Below are 18,101 nucleotides of genomic sequence, written 5' to 3' on the forward strand. Positions count from 1 at the left end.
CCAGGCTCCGCGCACTTCGTGTCGCTTCTCCCACCCCCTACCGGGGGCAACACCTGAGGCCCGGCAAAGCCGGTTCCTCGGTGTTCCTGAACTGAGTCACGGGCGACGCCCGAAGGTTTTCATATGGACTTGCAGATTGCCCTGTTGCTGGGGCAGGACGGCATCGTGAACGGCGCGGTCTACGGACTGATGGCGCTCGCGCTGGTGCTGGTGTTTTCGGTCACGCGCGTGATCTTCATCCCGCAGGGCGAGTTCGTCGCCTTCGGCGCGCTCTCGATGGCAGCGCTGCAGGGCGGTCGCACGCCGGCCACGCTGTGGCTGCTGGTGGCGCTGGGCGTCATGGCGCTGGTGGTCGAGGTGTGGCGCTGGAAGCGCGGCGCCACGATCGACTGGCGCTCGGCCTTCACATGGTGCGTCGCCTTCCCCGCCCTCGCTGCGGTGCTGGTGCTGGGCTTCAAGCCCACCTCGATGGCCATGCAGGCCGTCACCACGCTGGTGCTGATCGCGCCGCTGGGTCCGCTGCTCTATCGCCTGGCCTATCGCCCGCTGGCCGATGCCACGGTGCTGATGCTGCTGATCGTCTCGGTCGCGCTGCACGGCGTGCTGGTCGGCCTGGGCCTGTTCTTCTTCGGTGCCGAGGGTTCGCGCACCACGCCGTTCTCCGACGTGCGCTTCGACATCGGCGGCATCCCCGTGAGCGGCCAGTCGCTCGTCGTCGTGGGCGTCACCTTGCTGCTGGTGGTTGCGATGTTCTGGTTCTTCGGCCGCTCCATGGTCGGCAAGGCGCTGCGCGCCACGGCCATCAACCGCGTGGGCGCGCGCCTGTCGGGCATTCCCACCGAGCTGTCGGGCGATCTGAGCTTTGCGCTCGCGGCGCTCATCGGCGCGGTGTCGGGCCTGCTGATCGCGCCGATCACCACGGTCTATTACGACACCGGTTTTCTCATCGGCCTCAAGGGTTTCGTGGCCGCCATCGTCGGCGGGCTCGCGAGCTATCCGCTGGCGCTTGCGGGTGCACTGCTGGTCGGCCTGCTGGAGGCCTTCTCTTCGTTCTGGGCCAGCGCGTACAAGGAAGTGCTGGTCTTCACATTGATCATTCCGGTGCTGTGGTGGCGTTCGCTGCGCAGCCACCACGTGGAGGACGAGGAATGAGCGCGCCGTCGACTTCATCGACCACCACCGTACACACGGGCCGTCCGCTGGTCACGCCGCGCGTGCTCACGCTGGCGTGCATCGTCGTGCTCGCGCTGGCCTGGGGCTGGCTGCCCGACTTCACGGTCGCGGTGCTCAGCAACATCGGCCTCTATGCGCTGGTGGCCGCTGGTCTGGTCATGCTGACCGGCGTGGGCGGCATGACCTCCTTCGGCCAAGCCGCGTTCGTCGGCATGGGCGCGTACGCCACCGCATGGATCTGCACCTCGCCCACGGCCGCGGGCTGGCTCGGCGGCATCGCAGGCTCGGCGCTGGTGCCGTGGCTCGGCCTGCTGCTCGGGCTGGTGCTGACCTTCGCGCTGGCCTGGGCGCTCGGCGCGGTCACGCTGAAGCTGTCGGGCCACTATCTGCCGCTGTGCACCATCGCCTGGGGCCTGAGCCTGTACTTCCTGCTCGGCAACATGGAATTCCTGGGCGGCCAGACCGGCATCACGGGCGTGCCGCCGCTGGTGATCGCGGGCATCTCGCTGGCTTCGCCGCGCGCACTCGGCGTGGTGATCTGGGCCGTGCTGCTGCTGGCGCTGTGGGCGCTGCACAACCTGCTCGACTCGCGCGAAGGCCGCGCCATCCGCGCGCTCAAGGGCGGCCGGCTGATGGCCGAGTCGATGGGCGTCGACACGGCGCGCCACCGCATCAAGCTGTTCGTGCTGGCCGCGCTGCTGGCGGCGGTGTCGGGCTGGCTCTACGCGCACATGCAGCGCTTCGTGAACCCGACGCCCTTCAACCTGAACATCGGCATCGAGATGCTGTTCATGGCGGTGGTCGGCGGCGCGGGCCATCTGTGGGGCGCGGTGCTCGGCGCCACGCTGATCACGCTGCTGAAAGAGAAGCTGCAGGACATCCTGCCCGCGCTGCTGGGCACCAGCGGCAACTTCGAGGTGGTGGTGTTCGGCCTCCTGATGCTGTTCGTGCTGCAGCGCTTTGCCGACGGCCTGTGGCCGACGCTGGCGCGGCTGGTGAGCCGCTGGGTGCGGCCGGTGGCGAAGGCGCCCGCGGCAGCGTCGGCAGCCGCCCCGACAGCGCAGCTCGCCCAGCGCGTGCTGCCGGCAGCGGGCACGCTGCTCTTGCAGGCCGACGCCGTGAGCAAACGCTTCGGCGGCCTCATCGCCAACAACGAGATCTCGATGACGCTGAAGGCCGGCGAGATCCACGCGCTGATCGGCCCCAACGGCGCCGGCAAGAGCACTTTCTTCAACATGATCTCGGGCGTGGACGACCCCACTTCAGGCGATGTGCGGCTCGAAGGCGACGTCATGTCGGGTCGCCCCTCGCGCGCCTTCGCGGCGCACGGCCTGGGCCGCACCTTCCAGCATGTGCGCCTGCTGGGACAGCGCAGCGTGGTCGAGAACGTGGCGCTGGGTGCCCACCTGCGCGCCAAGCGCGGCTGGCTCGCGGCGATGCTGCGGCTGGACCGCGCCGAAGAAGCTGCGCTGATGGCCGAGGCACGCAGGCAGATCGAGCGCTGCGGCCTCGGCGCGCATGCCGATACGCCGGCCGCCTCGCTGTCGCTGGGCCAGCAGCGCGTGGTCGAGATCGCACGCGCGCTCGCCGGCCAGCCCTCGGTGCTGCTGCTCGACGAACCCGCCGCCGGCCTGCGCCATCTGGAAAAGCGCGCGCTCTCCGAGCTGCTCGGCCAGCTGCGCGCCGAAGGCCTGGGCATCCTCGTGGTGGAGCACGACATGGAGTTCGTGATGAACCTCGCCGACCGCATCACCGTGCTCGAATTCGGCACCGTGATCGCCACCGGCACGCCGGCCGAAGTGCAGGCCAACCCACGCGTGCTCGAGGCCTACCTCGGCGGCGCCGACGACGAACTGCTGGAAGACGCCAAGTCATGAGCCACCCCATCCTTCAACTGGAAGACTTCTGCGTCGCCTACCGCACCGTCGAGGCGGTGCACAGCGTGCGCCTGCACGTGAACGAAGGCGAGATCGTCACCGTCATCGGCCCCAACGGCGCAGGCAAGACCACGCTGCTGTGCGCGGCCATGGGCCTGCTGGTGTCGACCGGCAAGCTGTCGCTCGACGGCGAGCGCATCGCGCGCCCCGGCGTCGAGACCATGGTGGCGCGCGGCGTGGCGCTGGTGCCCGAGCGGCGCGAGCTGTTCGGCGAGATGTCGGTCGAAGACAACCTGCTGCTCGGCGGCTTCTACCAATGGCGCAAGGGCAAGCGCGACCAGCGCGCGCGCATGGATGAAATCTTCGAGATCTTCCCGCGCCTGAAGGAACGCCGTCCGCAGATGGCCTCCACGCTCTCGGGCGGCGAGCGCCAGATGCTGGCCATCGGTCGCGCGCTGATGGCGCGCCCGCGCCTCTTGATGCTCGACGAGCCCTCGCTCGGCCTCGCCCCGCTGGTGGTGCGCGAGGTGCTGCGCGTGGTGTCGCAACTGCGCAAGCACGGCGTGTCGGTGCTGCTGGTGGAACAGAACGCCCGCGCCGCGTTGCAGGTGGCCGACCGCGCCTACGTGCTCGAGATGGGCGCGGTGGCGCTCGAAGGCGATGCCGGCGAGCTGCTGCACGACCAACGAATCATCGATACCTACCTGGGCATCGGGAACAAGAAATGACTCCCGCGCAGCGCGCGCTCCTCGCCGCTGCGCCTTCCCTCTTCAAAGGACACGCGCCATGACCACCCTTCAAAGCTACATCGCCGGCCGCTGGATCGGCCAGCAGGCCGCGCAGCAACTGCGCAGCGCCGTCAACGGCCAGGCCGTTGCGAGCACGCACGCCGAGGCCATCGACTTCGCCGAGGCGCTGGCCCATGCGCGCCGCGTCGGCATCCCGGCGCTGATGAAGCTCGACTTCCAGCAGCGCGCCGAGCGGCTGAAGGCGCTGGCCAAGTTCCTCGCGGCGAACAAGGAGACGCTCTACGCGATCTCCGCCCACACCGGCGCCACGCGCGCCGACAGCTGGATCGACATCGAAGGAGGCGCCGGCACGCTCAGCGCCTACGCCGGCATCGGCACCAACGAACTGCCCTCGGGCAACCTCGTGCATGAAGGCCCGGCCTTCCCGCTCGGCAAGAAGGGCGGCTTCGCGGGCACGCACATCCTGGTGCCGCGCGGCGGCGTGGCGGTGCACATCAACGCCTTCAACTTCCCGGTGTGGGGCCTGCTCGAGAAGTTCGCGCCCAGCTTCCTCGCCGGCATGCCCTGCATCGGCAAGCCGGCCACGGCCACCAGCTACCTCACCGAAGCGGCCGTGCGGCTCATCGTGCAGTCTGGCATCCTGCCCGAGGGCGCGCTGCAGCTGGTGATCGGCAGCACGGGCGACCTGCTCGACCGCCTCGAAGGCCCCGACGTCGTCACCTTCACCGGCTCGGCCGACACGGCTGCCAAGCTGCGCGTGCACCCGAACCTCGTGCGCCAGTCGATCCCGTTCAATGCCGAAGCCGACTCGCTCAACTGCGCGATCCTAGCGCCCGACGTCACGCCCGACGACGAGGAGTTCGACCTCTTCGTGAAGGAAGTGGCGCGCGAGATGACCATCAAGGCCGGCCAGAAGTGCACGGCGATCCGCCGCGCGATCGTGCCGCGCCAGCACCTCGATGCCGTGGCCGAGAAGCTGCGCGCACGCCTCGCCAAGACCGTCATCGGTGACCCCTTGCGTGAAGACGTGCGCATGGGCGCCCTCGCCTCGCGCGACCAGCAGGCCGACGTGGCCGAGCGCGTCGCCACGCTGCTGCAGGGCGCCGAGCTGGTGTACGGCGCGCGCGACGGCTTCTCGCCCGTGGGCGACGGCGTGGCCGACGGCGCGTTCTTCGCGCCCACGCTGCTCTTGAGCCGCAAGCCGCTCGAACACGATGCAGCGCACGACGTCGAGGCCTTCGGTCCCGTCAGCACGCTGATGCCCTACGACGGCATCGACGAGGCGCTGGCGCTCGCCGCGCGCGGCAAGGGCAGCCTCGTGGGCACGCTCGTCACGCGCGATCCGGCCATCGCCGCCAAGGCGATCCCCGTCGCCGCCGCATGGCACGGCCGCCTGCTGGTGCTCGACCGTGAGGCCGCCGCCGAATCGACCGGCCACGGCTCGCCGCTGCCGCCGCTGAAGCACGGCGGCCCGGGCCGCGCGGGCGGCGGCGAAGAACTCGGCGGCTTGCGCGCCGTGAAGCACTACCTGCAGCGCGCCGCACTGCAGGGTTCGCCCACCATGCTCGCGGCCGTCACCGGTGAGCACGTGCGCGGCGCCGCGCTGCGCGAGAGCGAGGTGCATCCCTTCCGCCGTTACTTCGAGGAACTGCAGATCGGCGATTCGCTGCTCACGCACCGCCGCACCGTGGGCGAGGCCGACATCGTCGCCTTCGGCGGCATCTCGGGCGACTACTTCTACATGCACTTCGACGAAGAGGCGGCCAAGGCATCGCCCTTCGGCAAGCGCATCGCGCACGGCTACTTCGTGCTGTCGGCCGCCGCGGGCCTGTTCGTCTCGCCCTCGCCCGGCCCGGTGCTGGCCAACTACGGCCTGGACACGCTGCGCTTCGTGAAGCCCGTGGGCATCGGCGACACCATCCAGGCGCGCCTGACCTGCAAGCGCAAGATCGACCGAAACAAGAAGGACGCCAGCGGCCAGGGCCAGGGCGTGGTGGCCTGGGACGTGGAGGTGACGAACCAGCTCGGCGAACTGGTCGCGAGCTACGATATCCTGACGCTCGTCTCCAAGAAACCCACCACACCCTGATGTTCGATCTCACAGGCAAAGTCGCACTCGTCACCGGCGGCAACGGCGGCATCGGCCTCGGCATGGCACAGGGCCTGGCGAAAGCCGGTGCCCGCGTCATCGTCGCGGCGCGCAACGCACAGAAATCGGCCGCCGCGGTCGAATCGCTGAAGGCCTTGGGCAGCGACAGCTTTGCCCTCGCGCTCGATGTGACCGACGAAGCCTCGGTGCAGCAGGCCTTCGACGAGGTCGTGGCGCGTTGCGGCCGGCTCGACATCCTCGTCAACAACGCCGGCACCACGGTGCGCAAGCCGGTCGACCAGCTCGCGCTGGCCGAGTGGCACCAGGTGATGGACACCAACCTCACCAGCGCCTTCCTGTGCAGCCGCGCCGCGCACCCGCACCTGAAGGCCGCGGGCGGCGGCAAGATCATCAACATCGGCTCGATGATGTCGATCTTCGGCGCGCCCTACGCGCCGGCCTACGCGGCGAGCAAGGCCGGCATCGTGCAGCTCACCAAGTCGACCGCGCTCTCGTGGGCAGCCGACCACATCCAGGTCAACGCCATCCTTCCCGGCTGGTTCGAGACCGAGCTGACCGACGGCGCGCGCAACCAGATCCCGGGCCTGTACGAGCGCGTGAAAGCCCGCGCCGCCGCCGGCCGCTGGGGCCAGCCCTCGGACATCGCGGGCACTGCCGTGTTCCTGGCAAGCCCCGCATCGGACTACGTGACCGGCACCGCCATCCCGGTCGACGGCGGGTTTTCGATCTCCGGCTGAGCCACGCGGGCCGTGTAAATTCGGCCGCCATGCTCCTCTGGTTCCAGCTCTTTCTCTTCGTCGCCGGCACGGCCGCGCTGCTGTACGTGTCGCGCGGCCCGCTGAGCCAGCCCGGCTCCCACGGCTTCTACCGCTTCTTCGCGTGGGAATGCATGCTGGTGCTGATCGTGCTGAACCTGCCGGTGTGGCATGTCGATCCGCTCTCGGCCACGCAGCTGATCTCGTGCGTGCTGCTGGCGCTGTCGATCTGGCTGCCCATCCATGCGGTGCGGCTGCTCAAGGCGCAGGGCAAGCCGAGCGACGCGCGCAACGACGACCCGGCGCTCTATGGTTTCGAAAAGACCTCGGCACTGGTGACCACCGGCGCCTTCCGCTACATCCGCCACCCGATGTACACCGCGCTCATGCTGCTGGCCTGGGGCGCGTTCCTCAAGCAGTTCACTTGGGTCACACTCGCGCTGGTGCTCGCGGCCACGCTGTTTCTGTTCCTGACGGCGCTGCGCGACGAGAAGGAATGCATCGCGCACTTCGGCGACGACTACCGCGCGTACATGCGCGGCACGCGGCGCTTCATTCCTTTCGTGCTGTAGCGCCGGGCCCGGCGTCGGGCGCCGCCCCGGTCTCCTTCTGCGCACCCCGCCAGGCCGCCAGCACGCTCCAGCCCTTGAAGATCACGAAGCCCGCGAACACCAGCATGAAGAGCCGCATGGCCACGTAGCCAGCCAGTCCGGCCCATGTGCCCGGCAGCGGCTTGGCACTGAGGAAGGTCATCCAGAAGGCCAGCCCGAGCACGAAGAGCCCGCCGGCGATCAGCACGCAGCCCCCCACCGCCCATTGCAGGATCGCCAGCCGCGCGGCGAGGTCGGTCAGCCAGTCGGCACCGGGCCAGTCGCGCCACGTCCATAGTGCGGCAAGGCCCAGCGACACCATCGTCGCCGCCATCAGCCCCATGAGGCCGAAGCCCACGACGGTGAAGATCTGCATCAGGTCAGGCATGCGGCTTCTGGTGCATCAGCGGCAGCGGCTGCGCATCGACCGCGTCGCCATCCACGATGAAGTGCCCGCCCGCCACATGATGCAGCGTGCGCAGCTCGTCGTGGCCCTCGAAGTGCCAGCGCCCGCTCGAGAACACGCGTGCATCGGCCTGCGCCGCGATCACCTCGCCCAGGAACAGGTCGTAGCGTTCCTGGATGTGCGCCTCGGGCAGCAGCCGGCATTCGAGCCAGGCCGCGCAGCCTTCGAGCAGCGGCGCACCGGTGGCCTCGCCTGCGAAGGTCGAGAGGCCGTAGGCGGCGAACTTGTCGCTGCCGTCGCGCTCGGCGATCTCGCGGCCCGAGCTGTTGCCCAGCGCCTCGGTCAGGTCGAGCTGCGCGCGCGTGGGCACCTGCAACGCGAAGCTGCCCGCGCCTTCGAGCAGCACGCGCGTCCAGGTGCTCTTGTCGAGCACGACCGCCACCTTGGGCGGCGCGAAATCCAGCGGCATCGCCCAGGCGGCGGCCATGATGTTGCGCCGGCCGTCGTGCGCGGCGCTCACGAGCACGGTCGGGCCGTGGTTCATCAGACGGTAGGCCTTCTCGAGCGGCACGGGCCGGCGGTGCGATGCGTTGTTCATGAGGAGAGACCGTTCGATCAGGTTTCGGGTTCGTCCACGGGACGGCGACGGACTTCGACCGTGCGGATGCGCTGCGCATCGACATCGGTCACGACGAAATCGTACCCGTCGTGCACCCAGGCCGCCTGCGCGGGCGGCAACCCGCCGAAACGCGCCAGCAGAAAGCCCGCCACCGAGGTGTAGCTGTCGTCGTCGCTCACGAGTCCGTCAGTCTGCAGTGCCTGCTCCAGCAGGTGCAGGTCGGCACTGCCGGACACGGTCCAGGCGTCGGGCGCGGTCTGCTGGATCTCCAGCGTCTCATCCTCGTCGGGGAACTCGCCCGCGATGGCCTCCAGTACGTCGATGGGCGTGACCACGCCGGTGAGCGTGCCGTGCTCGTCGTTCACCAGCGCGAGCTGCCCGCGTGCACCGCGCAGCGTGTCGATGAGGCGGATGGCCGTGGTCGATTCGGGCACGTAGATCGGCGCGCGCAGGCCGCCGCTCTCGTCGATGCGGCCGTGGCGCAGCAGCTGGCCCAGCAGGTCCTTGGCGCGCGCCACGCCGACCACCTCGTCGAGCGAGCCACGGCACACGGGGAAGATGCCGTGCGGCGTGTCGAGCAGTTGCTCGCGCACGGCCTCGGGATCGTCGTTCAGGTCGACCCACGAGATGTCGGCGCGCGGCGTCATCACCGAGCGCACGTTGCGCTCGGCCAGCGACAGCACGCCGCTCACCATGTTGCGCTCCTCGAGGGCGAAGGCCGGCACCGCCTGCGTATCGCCAGCCGCGTCACCCGCAGGAAGCGGCTCCCCGGGGGCCCGGCCGCCGAGCAGCCGCAGCACCGACTCGGCCGTGCGCTCGCGCAGCGGCCGGCGCGCCTCGTGGCGCAGCGCATTGCGCTTGGCCCACTGGTTCAGCGCCTCGATCATCACGGAGAAGCCGATGGCGCCGTACAGGTAGCCCTTGGGAATGTGGAAGCCCAGGCCCTCGGCCACGAGGCTCAGGCCGATCATCAGCAGGAAGCTCAGGCACAGCACCACCACCGTCGGGTGCGCGTTGACGAAGCGCGTGAGCGGCTTCGAGGCCCACAGCATGATGACGATGGAGATGATGACGGCCGCCATCATCACCGGCAGGTCGTCGACCATGCCCACGGCGGTGATGACCGCGTCGAGCGAGAACACGGCGTCGAGCACCACGATCTGCGCGACGACCAGCCCGAAGCTCGCGTAGACCGTCGAGCCGCTCGGTGTGTGCGTCACCCCCTCCAGCCGCTCGTGCAGCTCGGCCGTGGCCTTGAACAGCAGGAACAGGCCACCCAGCAGCAGGATCAGGTCGCGCCCCGAGAAACCCTGGCCGAACACGCTGAACAGCGGCGTGGTCAGCGTGACCAGCCACGAGACGATCGACAGCAGCGCCAGCCGCATCAGCAGCGCCAGGCTCAGGCCGATGAGCCGCGCCTTGTCGCGCTGGTGCGGAGGCAGCTTCTCCGCAAGGATCGCGATGAAGATGAGGTTGTCAATGCCCAGCACGATCTCCAGGACGACCAGCGTCAGGAGACCGATCCAGGCGGCCGGGTCGGTGAGCAGTTCCATCATGGGAGGAAGGCGCGCAAGCGCGTGCGGCCCGGCATGGGGCAAGCCATGTCGGGCGACGGGAAGAAAGCGGGAGGGCGGTGCGTGGCGAAGACGGGATGCGTGACGCAACGCGGCGAAGGAAAGCTGGCGCAGGCCAGCGACCTACTGGGAGGCTCGGAGGAGGACATCTGGCCGCCAGTCTACCGAACGCAATCGCCGCGCCCGGCTTTTCACGGTCTTCAGCAAAGGGCTTTGGCCCGCGAACAGCACTGTACAGAGGCCTCGCGCAGCCCGACACTTCGCGTCCCGCCACACCGGAGCCCGATACGTGAATCCTTCGCAAGCCAGCCGCACCGCCCTCGCCACCTCGCTGATGCGCGCCGTCCATTCGCGCGCCGATCCCGCCCCGCTGCTGGACGACACCTGGGGCGACCGCCTCGTGCCCGACACCGTGCGTGCCGCCTTCCGCCAGCGCGCGCTGGAACGGCTGGGCCCCGCGGCAGCCACGCTGCCGCCGGACGCCGTGCTCGATGCCGCGATGCGCGCCAATGCCGCGTATGCCGACGTGATCCTGCGCTCGCGCTACACGGAAGACGCGCTGAAAGATGCGGTCGCACGCGGCATCGCGCAATATGTGCTCATCGGCGCAGGCTTCGACAGCTTCGTGTGCCGTGTCCCCGCCTGGGCACATCGACTGGACATCTACGAGGTCGATCACCCCGCTACGCAGCAGTTGAAGCGCCAGTGCCTCGCGGCCTGCGGCGTGCCGCCGTCCGCATCGGTGCATTTCGTCGAGGCCGACCTGTCGACGGAAAGCCTGGGCGCGGCGCTCGCGCGCTCCTCTTTCGACGCCGCGCGGCCGACCTTCTTCTCGTGGCTCGGCGTCACGGTGTACCTGACGCGCGAGGCCAACCTCGCCGCGCTACGCGACATCACCAGCTGCACCGCCCACACGGCACCAGGCAGCGAACTGGTCTTCACCTACATCGACGAGGCCGCGCTGCGCCCCGGGTCTGAGGGCGCGGAGGCTTTCCAGAAACTGCGCAGCGACGTGGCCGCCGTGGGTGAAGAGTTCCTGTCGGGTTTCGATCCGCAAGCGCTGCCGGCGCTGCTGCGCGGCACCGGACTCGACCTGCTCGAAGACCTCGACGGCCATGCAGCTCTGGCGCGCTACGACCCCGTCGGACGCAACGGCCTGCGGCCCGCCGGCGCGGCGCATATCGCGCATGCGCGCGTCGTCAGCGCGGCAGCGTCGCCTGCCGCCTGAACTCGCTCGGGCTGCCGCCCGTGTGCGCGCGGAACACGCGGCTGAAGTGCGAGAGGTTGCCGAAGCCTGCGCCCAGTGCGATGTCGGTGATCGAGCGCGCGGCGTTCGCGGGGTCGATCAGGTCACGGATGCTGGCGGCCAGCCGCTGGTGCTGGATGTAGCCGGTGAGGGTGTCGTCGTCGCCCTCGAAAGCCTGGTGCAAAAGGCGCTTGCTGCATCGCAGTGCGAGCGCCATGCCGTCGATCGACAGCGCCGGGTCGCGCAGGTTCTGCGCCACGTGGCGGTGGATGCGGTCTTTCAGCGCCTCGCGCTGGGTCTGCGCGGTGCTCTGGCCCGCGAGCTCCATGAGCGACAAACGCACGAGTTGGATCAACAGCTCGCCCGCGCCGCGCGCCGCCGCCTCGCTCATGTTCGGCAGCTCCAGGTAGGTGTTGCGCATGGTCTCCAGGGCCACGCGCGAGATGCCGCTGTCGCCGCCGATGCGCCGCGCCACGAGGTCGCCCAGCGGCAGCGCGGGCGAGGCGATCTGGTCTTTCGGCAGCATCACGATGAGGTGGTCGCTGCGCTCGGGATTGGCCACCGTGTAGTCGAGCGTGGTGTCGTACAGCGTCCAGCCGCCCGCGCGCACCGCCGCCGCGCGCCCACGCTGCGTGACCTCGGCCGAGCCCTGCCAGGGCGCGACGATCTTCAGGTAGGCCGCATCGCTCAGGCGCGCCATCTCCGAGGTGCGCAGGACACGATGCCGGTTGGCCTCCAGCCGCGTGAGGATCACGTCGCCCGCATGCGAGGCCGCGAGGTGGCCGTCGAAATCGCTGTCGCCATACAGGTCGGAACCCAGCCCGCCGAAGTGGCGCCACACCCACTCGCACCACAGCGGCCCGCGCTCCTTCGGCGGGATCTCGTCGGTGGACAGGAGCAGGGACGCGGTCATGAAGCGAAAGCGGTGAAGACGAAAGATTGCAGCACACAGCCGCGGTGCCGCGCATTGTGGAGTGCCCGGAAGGCCCTCGGATTTGCGGGTTAACCACTAGGCGCCTGCACGCTGCGTCAAGTGCTTTGTGCGCGGCAGGCACAGCGGCCAAAGGCGTCCGTTTCTACGATCCCGGTCAGCGGGCGCATACCAATGCCCGGAAGGAGACCCTCATGCTTCACCCGACTCGCCGCCACTGGATCCAGGGCACGGCCACCGCGCTGGGCGCGGCCGCCGTCGCACCGCAACTATTCGCGCAAGCCGCCCCCGTACGCATCGGCTACGCCATCGCCCGCACCGGCCCCTGGGCCGCGGGCGCGCAGGTGAGTCAGGAGCCCAACTACCTGCTGTGGGCCGAGCAGGTCAACGCCGCGGGCGGGCTCTCGGTGAAGGGCACCAAACGCCCCATCGAGCTGATCGGCTACGACGATCGCAGCGAGACCGAAACCTGCGTGCGCACCTTCGAGAAGCTCATGGGCAGCGACAAGGTCGACCTCGTGCTGCCGCCGTGGGGGTCGGGCGCCAACTTCGCGGTCGCGCCGCTGGCCAACCGCTTCGGCTACCCGCTGCTGGCGCCCACGGCGCTCTCGCGCAAGCTGATCGACATGCGCCTGCCCTTCTTCTTCTCGCTGCTGCAGCAGCCCGACAAGATGATGGGCGCGGTGGTCGACATGCTGGTGGCGCAGAACGTGAAGACCATCACCATCGTCTACATGGACGACCTGTTCGGCCTGGAGAACTTCGCCGCGCTGAACAACGCACTGAAGAAGACGCAAATCCAGGTGCTCGACCGCAAGAGCTACCCGCTCGGCGTGAAGGACCTCGCGCCCGTGCTGCGCACCATGAAGGACCTGAGCCCCGACGCCTTCATCGGCATCACCTACCCGCCGGACACCATCCTCGCGAGCCGCCAGGCGCGCGAGGTGGGCTTCAACCCGAAGTACTTCTACGCCTCGGTGGGCACGGCCTTCCAGCTCTACAAGAACGTGATGGCGGCCAACACCGAAGGCGTGATCGGCATGGGCTCGTGGAACGGCAAGACCAGCCCCGAGGCCAAGGCCTACTTCGACGCGCACACGAAGAAGTTCGGCAAGGAGCCCGACCGTTGGGCCAGCGGCCATGCGTGGGCGGGCCTGCAGATCCTGCAGCAGGCGGTGGAAAAGGTGGGGCTGGACCGCAAGGCGCTGCGCGAGCAGATCGCGAAGAACGAGTTCAAGACCATCCTCGGGCCGATCCGCTTCGAGGGCAGCGAGAACGCGTCGATCCCCGGCACCGTGTCGCAGTGGCAAGGCAGCGACTTCGAAGTGGTGTGGCCGAAAGACCGCGCCACCGCGCAACTGATGCCCAAGCCGGCCTGGAAATAACAACGTGTCGTTCTCTGGATGGGCCGAGCTTCTGGCCGGCGGATTGATCACGGGCGGCATCTATGCGCTGGTCGCCATCGGCCTGAACCTGCAGTACGGGCTGATGCGCATCATGAACATCTCGCACGGCGAGTTCCTGATGCTCGGCGCCTTCGCGACGTGGTGGGCGCATACCACCTGGGGCATCTCGCCGCTCTTGTTCATGCCGGTGGCCTTCGCGGTGCTGATGGCGCTGGGCATGGCGGTGCACTGGCTGTGCTTCCGGCAGGTGGCGGCGCGCGCGCCGAACGTCGACGTGTTCGAGGCACGCAGCCTCATGGTCGGCTTCGGCCTGATGTTCTTCGTGCAGAACACCGCCCTGCTCGTGTGGGGCGGCGACCTGCGCGGCTACGACTACCTGGCCGACCCGGTGCAACTGGGCGAGATGCGCTTTACGGCCAACAAGCTGATGCTGTTCGGCGTGGCGCTGGCGCTGAGCCTCGTGCTCATCGCGCTGCTCAAGCTCACGCTGCTGGGCAAGGCGGTGCGCGCGCTGATGCAGTCGCCCACCGGCGCGCAACTGGTCGGCATCAACACCAAGCGGCTGCATCCGCTGATGTTCGGCATCGGCCTCGGCCTCTCGGGCGTGGCCGGTGCGCTGCTGTCGATGACCTACGAGATCTCGCCCTCGATGGGCGAGCCCTACACCGTGACGGCGCTGATCGTCATCACCCTAGGCGGCTTCGGCAGCATCGCGGGCAGCCTGGTCGGCGGCCTGCTGCTGGGCGTGGTCGAAGCGCTGGGCATGCACTACACGAGCCCCTCGCTCAAGATGCTGCTGTCGTATGCCGTGTTCATCGGCGTGCTGATCTGGCGGCCCAACGGACTGTTCTCCCGCAAATGAATTCCCTTTCTCACAACAAGCCGTGGTGGGCTCTGTGCATCGGCCTCGCGCTGGCCGCCGCCGTGCCGTGGATCGCGAGCGACTTCATCGCCTCGGTCGCGCTCGGCTGCCTGATGTACATCGCGCTGGCCACGAGCTGGTCGCTGTTCTGCGGCGCCACGCGCTACCTCTCGCTCGCGACCTCGGCCTTCTTCGGCCTGGGCGCGTATGCGAGCGCCACGCTGCTCGAAGTGCTGCCCTGGCCGTTGGTCATCCTCTGCGGCGCGGCCATCGCGAGCGCGGTGGCGGTGCTGATGGGCGCGGCCGTGCTGCATCTGCGCGGCACCTACTTCGCGGTGCTGACCTTCGGCATGACCGAGCTGATCCGCCATGCCGTGACCTTCGTCGAGAAGCAGGTCTCGGGCACGGTGGGCCGCGTGCTCACGGTCGTGCCCTCGAACGAGACGGTGTACCTCACGGTGCTGGCGATCGCGGGCGCAGCCATCGCCACCGCACTGCTGGTGAAGCGCAGCCGCTTCGGCCTCGCGCTGTCCGGCATCGGCGCCGACGAGCAGCGCGCGCAGACGCTGGGCGTGGACACGCGCCGCGTGAAGATCGCCGGCTTCGCGCTCACCGCCGCCTTCGCTGGCGCAGTGGGCGCAGCGATGGCCGTGCGCTGGACCTACATCGAACCCGCTGCCATGTTCAGCCCCTTCATCGGCTTCCAGACCGTGCTGATCGCGATGATCGGCGGCGCCGCCAGCATCGGCGGCCCGGTGGCCGCGGCCATCGTGTTCAGCCTGCTGTCGGAAACCCTGCGGCTGCAGTTGCCCTACGGCTACATGATGGTGCTGGGCCTGCTGCTGATCCTGTGCGTGATGTACCTGCCCAACGGCCTCGCGTCGCTGTGGCAGCGCAAGAAGACGGGAGGCGCGCGGCCATGAGCACGCCACACACCACCGGCGCCCTGCTGCTGGAGGCGCGCGAGCTCACCGTGCGCTTCGGCGGCCTCACCGCGGTCGATGCGGTCAGCGCCACGCTGCATGCGGGCGAGATCGTCGGCATCATCGGCCCCAACGGCGCGGGCAAGACCACCTTCTTCAACGCCATCTCCGGCGTGGTGATGCCGACCTCGGGCACGCTGCGCGTCGAGAACGGCATCGATCTCACGCGGCGCGGCCCCCACCTGTACGCCGCCCACGGCATCGCACGCACCTTCCAGACGCCGCGCGTGATGGCCGACATGACGCTCGAAGACAACGTGCGCTTCGGCATGCAGTTCGCAGGGCGCCACCGTGCGCCCATTCCCGGACTCGGCACGACCGGCGAGATCCTCGACATGCTGGGCCTGGGTGCGCTCGCGACGCACATCGCGGCCGACGTCACGCCCTCGCAGCAGCGGCTGCTGGAGATCGGCATGGCGCTGGGCACGCGGCCGCGCGTGCTGCTGCTCGACGAAGTGGCCGCCGGCCTGACCGAGGCGGAGGTCGACGTCATGGCACGGCGCATCCGCCGCCTGCGCGACGAGCACGGCCTCACAGTCGTGTGGATCGAGCACGCCGTGGCCACGCTGCTGAAGTACGTCGAACGCGTGCTGGTGCTGCACCAGGGCCGCAAGATCGCCGATGGCACACCCGCCGAGGTCGTGCGCAATGCCGAGGTGGTCGAGGCCTACCTGGGCGACGAGATGGAGGCCACGGCATGAGCGGCACGCAACTGAATGTGCGCGGCCTCTCGGCCGGCTACCACGGCTTCCAGGTCATCCAGGGGCTGGACCTCGACGTGACACCCGGCGTGACCGTCGTGCTCGGCCCCAACGGCGCGGGCAAGACCACGCTGCTCAAGGCGCTCGCCGGGCTGCTGCCGCGCACCGGCGAGGTCACGCTCGACGGCGCGCCGCTGCCCTCGGGCGACGCCACCGCCTGCGTGCGGCGCGGCCTGGCACTCGTCGCCGAAGGGCGCCAGCTCTTCCCTCAGATGACCGTCACCGAGAACCTTGAACTCGGCGGCTGGCTCATTCCCGCCAGGCTGCGCGCCGAGCGCCTCGCGCGCGCCTTCGACGACTTTCCGCGCTTGAAGGAACGCGCCGCGCAACTCGCCGGCACCATGAGCGGCGGCGAGCAGCAGATGGTCGCGGTGGCGCGCGCCCTGATGAGCGGCCCGCGCCTGCTGATGCTCGACGAACCCTCGCTCGGCCTCGCACCACGCATGGTCGACGAACTGCTCGCCATCGTGCGCCGCATCGCATCGCAGGGCGTGACCGTGCTCATGGTCGAACAGAACGTGCGCAAGGCCCTGCAAGCCGCCGATCGCGGCTACGTGCTCGAACGCGGACGCGTGGTCGCCTCGGGCGAGGCGCAGGCGCTGCTGCATTCCGACGCCGTGCGCCAGGCCTACCTGGGCGTGGCCTGAACACACACCTCCTCCTCTTTTCTTCCTTGCAAAGGACACCCATGACCGACATCTCCATGCTCATCGACGGCGAACGCCGCGCCGCCACCGGCGGCGCCACCTTCGAGCGCCGCAACCCGCTGGACGGCGGCATCGCGACACGCGCCCCCGCCGCCACGCCGGCCGACGCCGTCGCCGCTGTCGAGGCCGCACAGCGCGCCTTCGCCACCTGGTCGAAAACCGGCCCCAACGAACGCCGCGCGCTGCTGCTGAAGGCTGCGCACGCGCTCGAGGCGCGCGCCGACGCCTTCGTGCAGGCCATGGCGCGCGAGACCGGCGCCTCGGCGCTGTGGGCCGGCTTCAACGTGCACTTGGCGGCCGGCATCCTCACCGAAGCCGCGTCGCTCACCACGCAGATCGCCGGAGAGGTCATTCCGTCCGACGTGCCCGGCAGCCTCGCCATGGGCGTGCGGCAGGCCGCAGGCGTCGTGCTGGGCATCGCGCCCTGGAACGCGCCCGTGATCCTCGCCACCCGCGCCATCGCCACGCCACTGGCCTGCGGCAACACCGTCGTGCTCAAGGGCTCCGAGCTGTGCCCCGAGACACATGCGCTCATCATCGAGTCGCTGGCCGAGGCCGGCCTGCCCAAGGGCACCGTCAACTTCGTGACCAACGCGCCGGCCGATGCGGGCGCCGTGGTCGAGGCCATGGTCGCGCACCCCGCCGTGCGGCGCGTCAACTTCACGGGCTCCACGCGCGTCGGTCGCCTCATCGCGCAGACCTGCGCCACCCACCTGAAGCCCGCCGTGCTCGAACTCGGCGGCAAGGCACCCTTCGTGGTGCTCGACGACGCCGACATCGACGCGGCCGTGAACGCGGCCATCTTCGGCTCGTTCGCGAACTCGGGGCAGATCTGCATGTCGACCGAGCGCCTCGTGGTCGACAACGCCGTCGCCGACGAATTCGTTTCGAAGTTCGCCGCCCGCGCGCAGGCCCTGCCGCTGGGCGACCCGCGCGAAGGCCCCGTGGTGCTCGGTTCGGTCGTCGACATGAGCACCGTGAAGCGCTGCAACGCGCTGATCGACGACGCCCTCGCCAAGGGCGCCGTGCTCGTGTGCGGCGGCAAGGCGCAGAACACGCTGATGCCCGCCACCGTGCTCGACCACGTCACGCCCGCGATGGACATCTACCGCGAGGAATCCTTCGGCCCGGTGAAGGCCGTCGTGCGCGTGAACGGCGTCGAAGAGGCCGTGGCCGTGGCCAACGACAACGAGTTCGGTTTGTCGTCCGCCGTGTTCGGCCGCGACGTGGCGCGCGCATGGAACGTGGCGCAGCGCATCGAAGCGGGGATCTGCCATGTCAACGGGCCGACGGTGCACGATGAGGCGCAGATGCCGTTCGGGGGGGTCAAGTCGTCGGGGTACTGTCTCTGA

General features: G+C 69.5%; 17 protein-coding genes. 13 read left to right on the top strand and 4 right to left on the bottom strand.

Annotated features, from left to right (window positions below; translation table 11 throughout):
- Positions 1-123: 123 nt before the first annotated feature.
- The 6 genes from D3H34_RS18075 to D3H34_RS18100 are packed head-to-tail and all read left to right on the top strand — an operon-like array spanning position 124 to position 7,236.
- Positions 124-1,152 carry a branched-chain amino acid ABC transporter permease gene (locus D3H34_RS18075; RefSeq protein ID WP_119555427.1) on the top strand — a complete coding sequence of 343 codons (1,029 nt, stop codon included), beginning with the start codon at positions 124-126 and terminating at the stop codon, positions 1,150-1,152.
- Entirely contained in the window at positions 1,149-3,050 is a 1,902-nt protein-coding gene (locus D3H34_RS18080; protein WP_119555429.1) for a branched-chain amino acid ABC transporter ATP-binding protein/permease, read from the top strand. The genes D3H34_RS18075 and D3H34_RS18080 overlap by 4 nt, the downstream gene beginning before the upstream one ends.
- Entirely contained in the window at positions 3,047-3,778 is a 732-nt protein-coding gene (locus D3H34_RS18085) for an ABC transporter ATP-binding protein (RefSeq protein WP_119555431.1), read from the top strand. Before D3H34_RS18080 ends, D3H34_RS18085 begins: the two co-directional genes overlap by 4 nt.
- Positions 3,779-3,836: 58 nt before the next feature.
- The gene (paaZ, locus tag D3H34_RS18090) at positions 3,837-5,888 is read left to right on the top strand and encodes a phenylacetic acid degradation bifunctional protein PaaZ (RefSeq protein ID WP_119555433.1); all 2,052 of its coding nucleotides are present in this window, start codon (positions 3,837-3,839) and stop codon (positions 5,886-5,888) included.
- Positions 5,888-6,646 (top strand): SDR family NAD(P)-dependent oxidoreductase, encoded by a 759-nt coding sequence (locus D3H34_RS18095; protein WP_119555435.1) that lies wholly within the window; start codon positions 5,888-5,890, stop codon positions 6,644-6,646. The genes paaZ and D3H34_RS18095 overlap by 1 nt, the downstream gene beginning before the upstream one ends.
- A 29-nt stretch (positions 6,647-6,675) precedes the next feature.
- The gene (locus D3H34_RS18100; protein WP_119555437.1) at positions 6,676-7,236 is read left to right on the top strand and encodes a methyltransferase family protein; all 561 of its coding nucleotides are present in this window, start codon (positions 6,676-6,678) and stop codon (positions 7,234-7,236) included.
- On the opposite strand, the gene D3H34_RS18105 is transcribed toward D3H34_RS18100, so the two are convergent.
- From D3H34_RS18105 to D3H34_RS18115, 3 genes are read right to left on the bottom strand one after another with little or no spacing between them, the layout of a single operon-like run.
- Positions 7,217-7,642 carry a hypothetical protein gene (locus tag D3H34_RS18105; RefSeq protein WP_119555439.1) on the bottom strand — a complete coding sequence of 142 codons (426 nt, stop codon included), beginning with the start codon at positions 7,640-7,642 and terminating at the stop codon, positions 7,217-7,219. The genes D3H34_RS18100 and D3H34_RS18105 overlap by 20 nt on opposite strands.
- A complete protein-coding gene (locus D3H34_RS18110; protein ID WP_119555441.1) occupies positions 7,635-8,258 on the bottom strand; it encodes a flavin reductase family protein in 624 nt (207 codons plus the stop codon). Before D3H34_RS18110 ends, D3H34_RS18105 begins: the two co-directional genes overlap by 8 nt.
- A 17-nt stretch (positions 8,259-8,275) precedes the next feature.
- On the bottom strand, positions 8,276-9,832 hold the full coding sequence (locus D3H34_RS18115; protein ID WP_119555474.1) for a TerC family protein: 1,557 nt from the start codon (positions 9,830-9,832) through the stop codon (positions 8,276-8,278).
- 310 nt (positions 9,833-10,142) lie between these two features.
- Here D3H34_RS18115 and D3H34_RS18120 point away from each other — a divergent pair, with 310 nt between their 5' ends.
- Entirely contained in the window at positions 10,143-11,081 is a 939-nt protein-coding gene (locus tag D3H34_RS18120) for a class I SAM-dependent methyltransferase (RefSeq protein WP_119555442.1), read from the top strand.
- Here D3H34_RS18120 and D3H34_RS18125 read toward each other — a convergent pair.
- On the bottom strand, positions 11,053-12,012 hold the full coding sequence (locus tag D3H34_RS18125) for an AraC-like ligand-binding domain-containing protein (protein WP_119555444.1): 960 nt from the start codon (positions 12,010-12,012) through the stop codon (positions 11,053-11,055). The two genes, D3H34_RS18120 and D3H34_RS18125, sit on opposite strands and share 29 nt — an antisense overlap.
- 212 nt (positions 12,013-12,224) lie before the next feature.
- On the opposite strand from D3H34_RS18125, the gene D3H34_RS18130 reads away from it, so the two are divergent.
- From D3H34_RS18130 to D3H34_RS18155, 6 genes are read left to right on the top strand one after another with little or no spacing between them, the layout of a single operon-like run.
- Positions 12,225-13,415 (top strand): amino acid ABC transporter substrate-binding protein, encoded by a 1,191-nt coding sequence (locus D3H34_RS18130; RefSeq protein ID WP_119555446.1) that lies wholly within the window; start codon positions 12,225-12,227, stop codon positions 13,413-13,415.
- 4 nt (positions 13,416-13,419) lie between these two features.
- The gene (locus D3H34_RS18135) at positions 13,420-14,298 is read left to right on the top strand and encodes a branched-chain amino acid ABC transporter permease (protein ID WP_119555448.1); all 879 of its coding nucleotides are present in this window, start codon (positions 13,420-13,422) and stop codon (positions 14,296-14,298) included.
- Entirely contained in the window at positions 14,295-15,221 is a 927-nt protein-coding gene (locus D3H34_RS18140) for a branched-chain amino acid ABC transporter permease (RefSeq protein WP_119555450.1), read from the top strand. The genes D3H34_RS18135 and D3H34_RS18140 overlap by 4 nt, the downstream gene beginning before the upstream one ends.
- Positions 15,218-15,982, top strand: a complete 765-nt coding sequence (locus tag D3H34_RS18145) for an ABC transporter ATP-binding protein (protein WP_119555452.1) — start codon at positions 15,218-15,220, stop codon at positions 15,980-15,982. Before D3H34_RS18140 ends, D3H34_RS18145 begins: the two co-directional genes overlap by 4 nt.
- Positions 15,979-16,689, top strand: a complete 711-nt coding sequence (locus D3H34_RS18150; RefSeq protein WP_119555454.1) for an ABC transporter ATP-binding protein — start codon at positions 15,979-15,981, stop codon at positions 16,687-16,689. The genes D3H34_RS18145 and D3H34_RS18150 overlap by 4 nt, the downstream gene beginning before the upstream one ends.
- Positions 16,690-16,730: 41 nt before the next feature.
- Positions 16,731-18,101, top strand: a complete 1,371-nt coding sequence (locus D3H34_RS18155) for an aldehyde dehydrogenase (protein WP_119555456.1) — start codon at positions 16,731-16,733, stop codon at positions 18,099-18,101.

Source organism: Acidovorax cavernicola (genome assembly GCF_003581445.1).

Bases quoted from the DNA above. Each gene is read 5' to 3' on its own strand.
- D3H34_RS18075 (WP_119555427.1), top strand. From the start codon at position 124: ATGGACTTGCAGATTGCCCTGTTGCTGGGGCAGGACGGCATCGTGAAC.
- D3H34_RS18080 (WP_119555429.1), top strand. From the start codon at position 1,149: ATGAGCGCGCCGTCGACTTCATCGACCACCACCGTACACACGGGCCGT.
- D3H34_RS18085 (WP_119555431.1), top strand. From the start codon at position 3,047: ATGAGCCACCCCATCCTTCAACTGGAAGACTTCTGCGTCGCCTACCGC.
- paaZ (WP_119555433.1), top strand. From the start codon at position 3,837: ATGACCACCCTTCAAAGCTACATCGCCGGCCGCTGGATCGGCCAGCAG.
- D3H34_RS18095 (WP_119555435.1), top strand. From the start codon at position 5,888: ATGTTCGATCTCACAGGCAAAGTCGCACTCGTCACCGGCGGCAACGGC.
- D3H34_RS18100 (WP_119555437.1), top strand. From the start codon at position 6,676: ATGCTCCTCTGGTTCCAGCTCTTTCTCTTCGTCGCCGGCACGGCCGCG.
- D3H34_RS18105 (WP_119555439.1), bottom strand. From the start codon at position 7,642: ATGCCTGACCTGATGCAGATCTTCACCGTCGTGGGCTTCGGCCTCATG.
- D3H34_RS18110 (WP_119555441.1), bottom strand. From the start codon at position 8,258: ATGAACAACGCATCGCACCGCCGGCCCGTGCCGCTCGAGAAGGCCTAC.
- D3H34_RS18115 (WP_119555474.1), bottom strand. From the start codon at position 9,832: ATGGAACTGCTCACCGACCCGGCCGCCTGGATCGGTCTCCTGACGCTG.
- D3H34_RS18125 (WP_119555444.1), bottom strand. From the start codon at position 12,012: ATGACCGCGTCCCTGCTCCTGTCCACCGACGAGATCCCGCCGAAGGAG.
- D3H34_RS18130 (WP_119555446.1), top strand. From the start codon at position 12,225: ATGCTTCACCCGACTCGCCGCCACTGGATCCAGGGCACGGCCACCGCG.
- D3H34_RS18140 (WP_119555450.1), top strand. From the start codon at position 14,295: ATGAATTCCCTTTCTCACAACAAGCCGTGGTGGGCTCTGTGCATCGGC.
- D3H34_RS18145 (WP_119555452.1), top strand. From the start codon at position 15,218: ATGAGCACGCCACACACCACCGGCGCCCTGCTGCTGGAGGCGCGCGAG.
- D3H34_RS18150 (WP_119555454.1), top strand. From the start codon at position 15,979: ATGAGCGGCACGCAACTGAATGTGCGCGGCCTCTCGGCCGGCTACCAC.
- D3H34_RS18155 (WP_119555456.1), top strand. From the start codon at position 16,731: ATGACCGACATCTCCATGCTCATCGACGGCGAACGCCGCGCCGCCACC.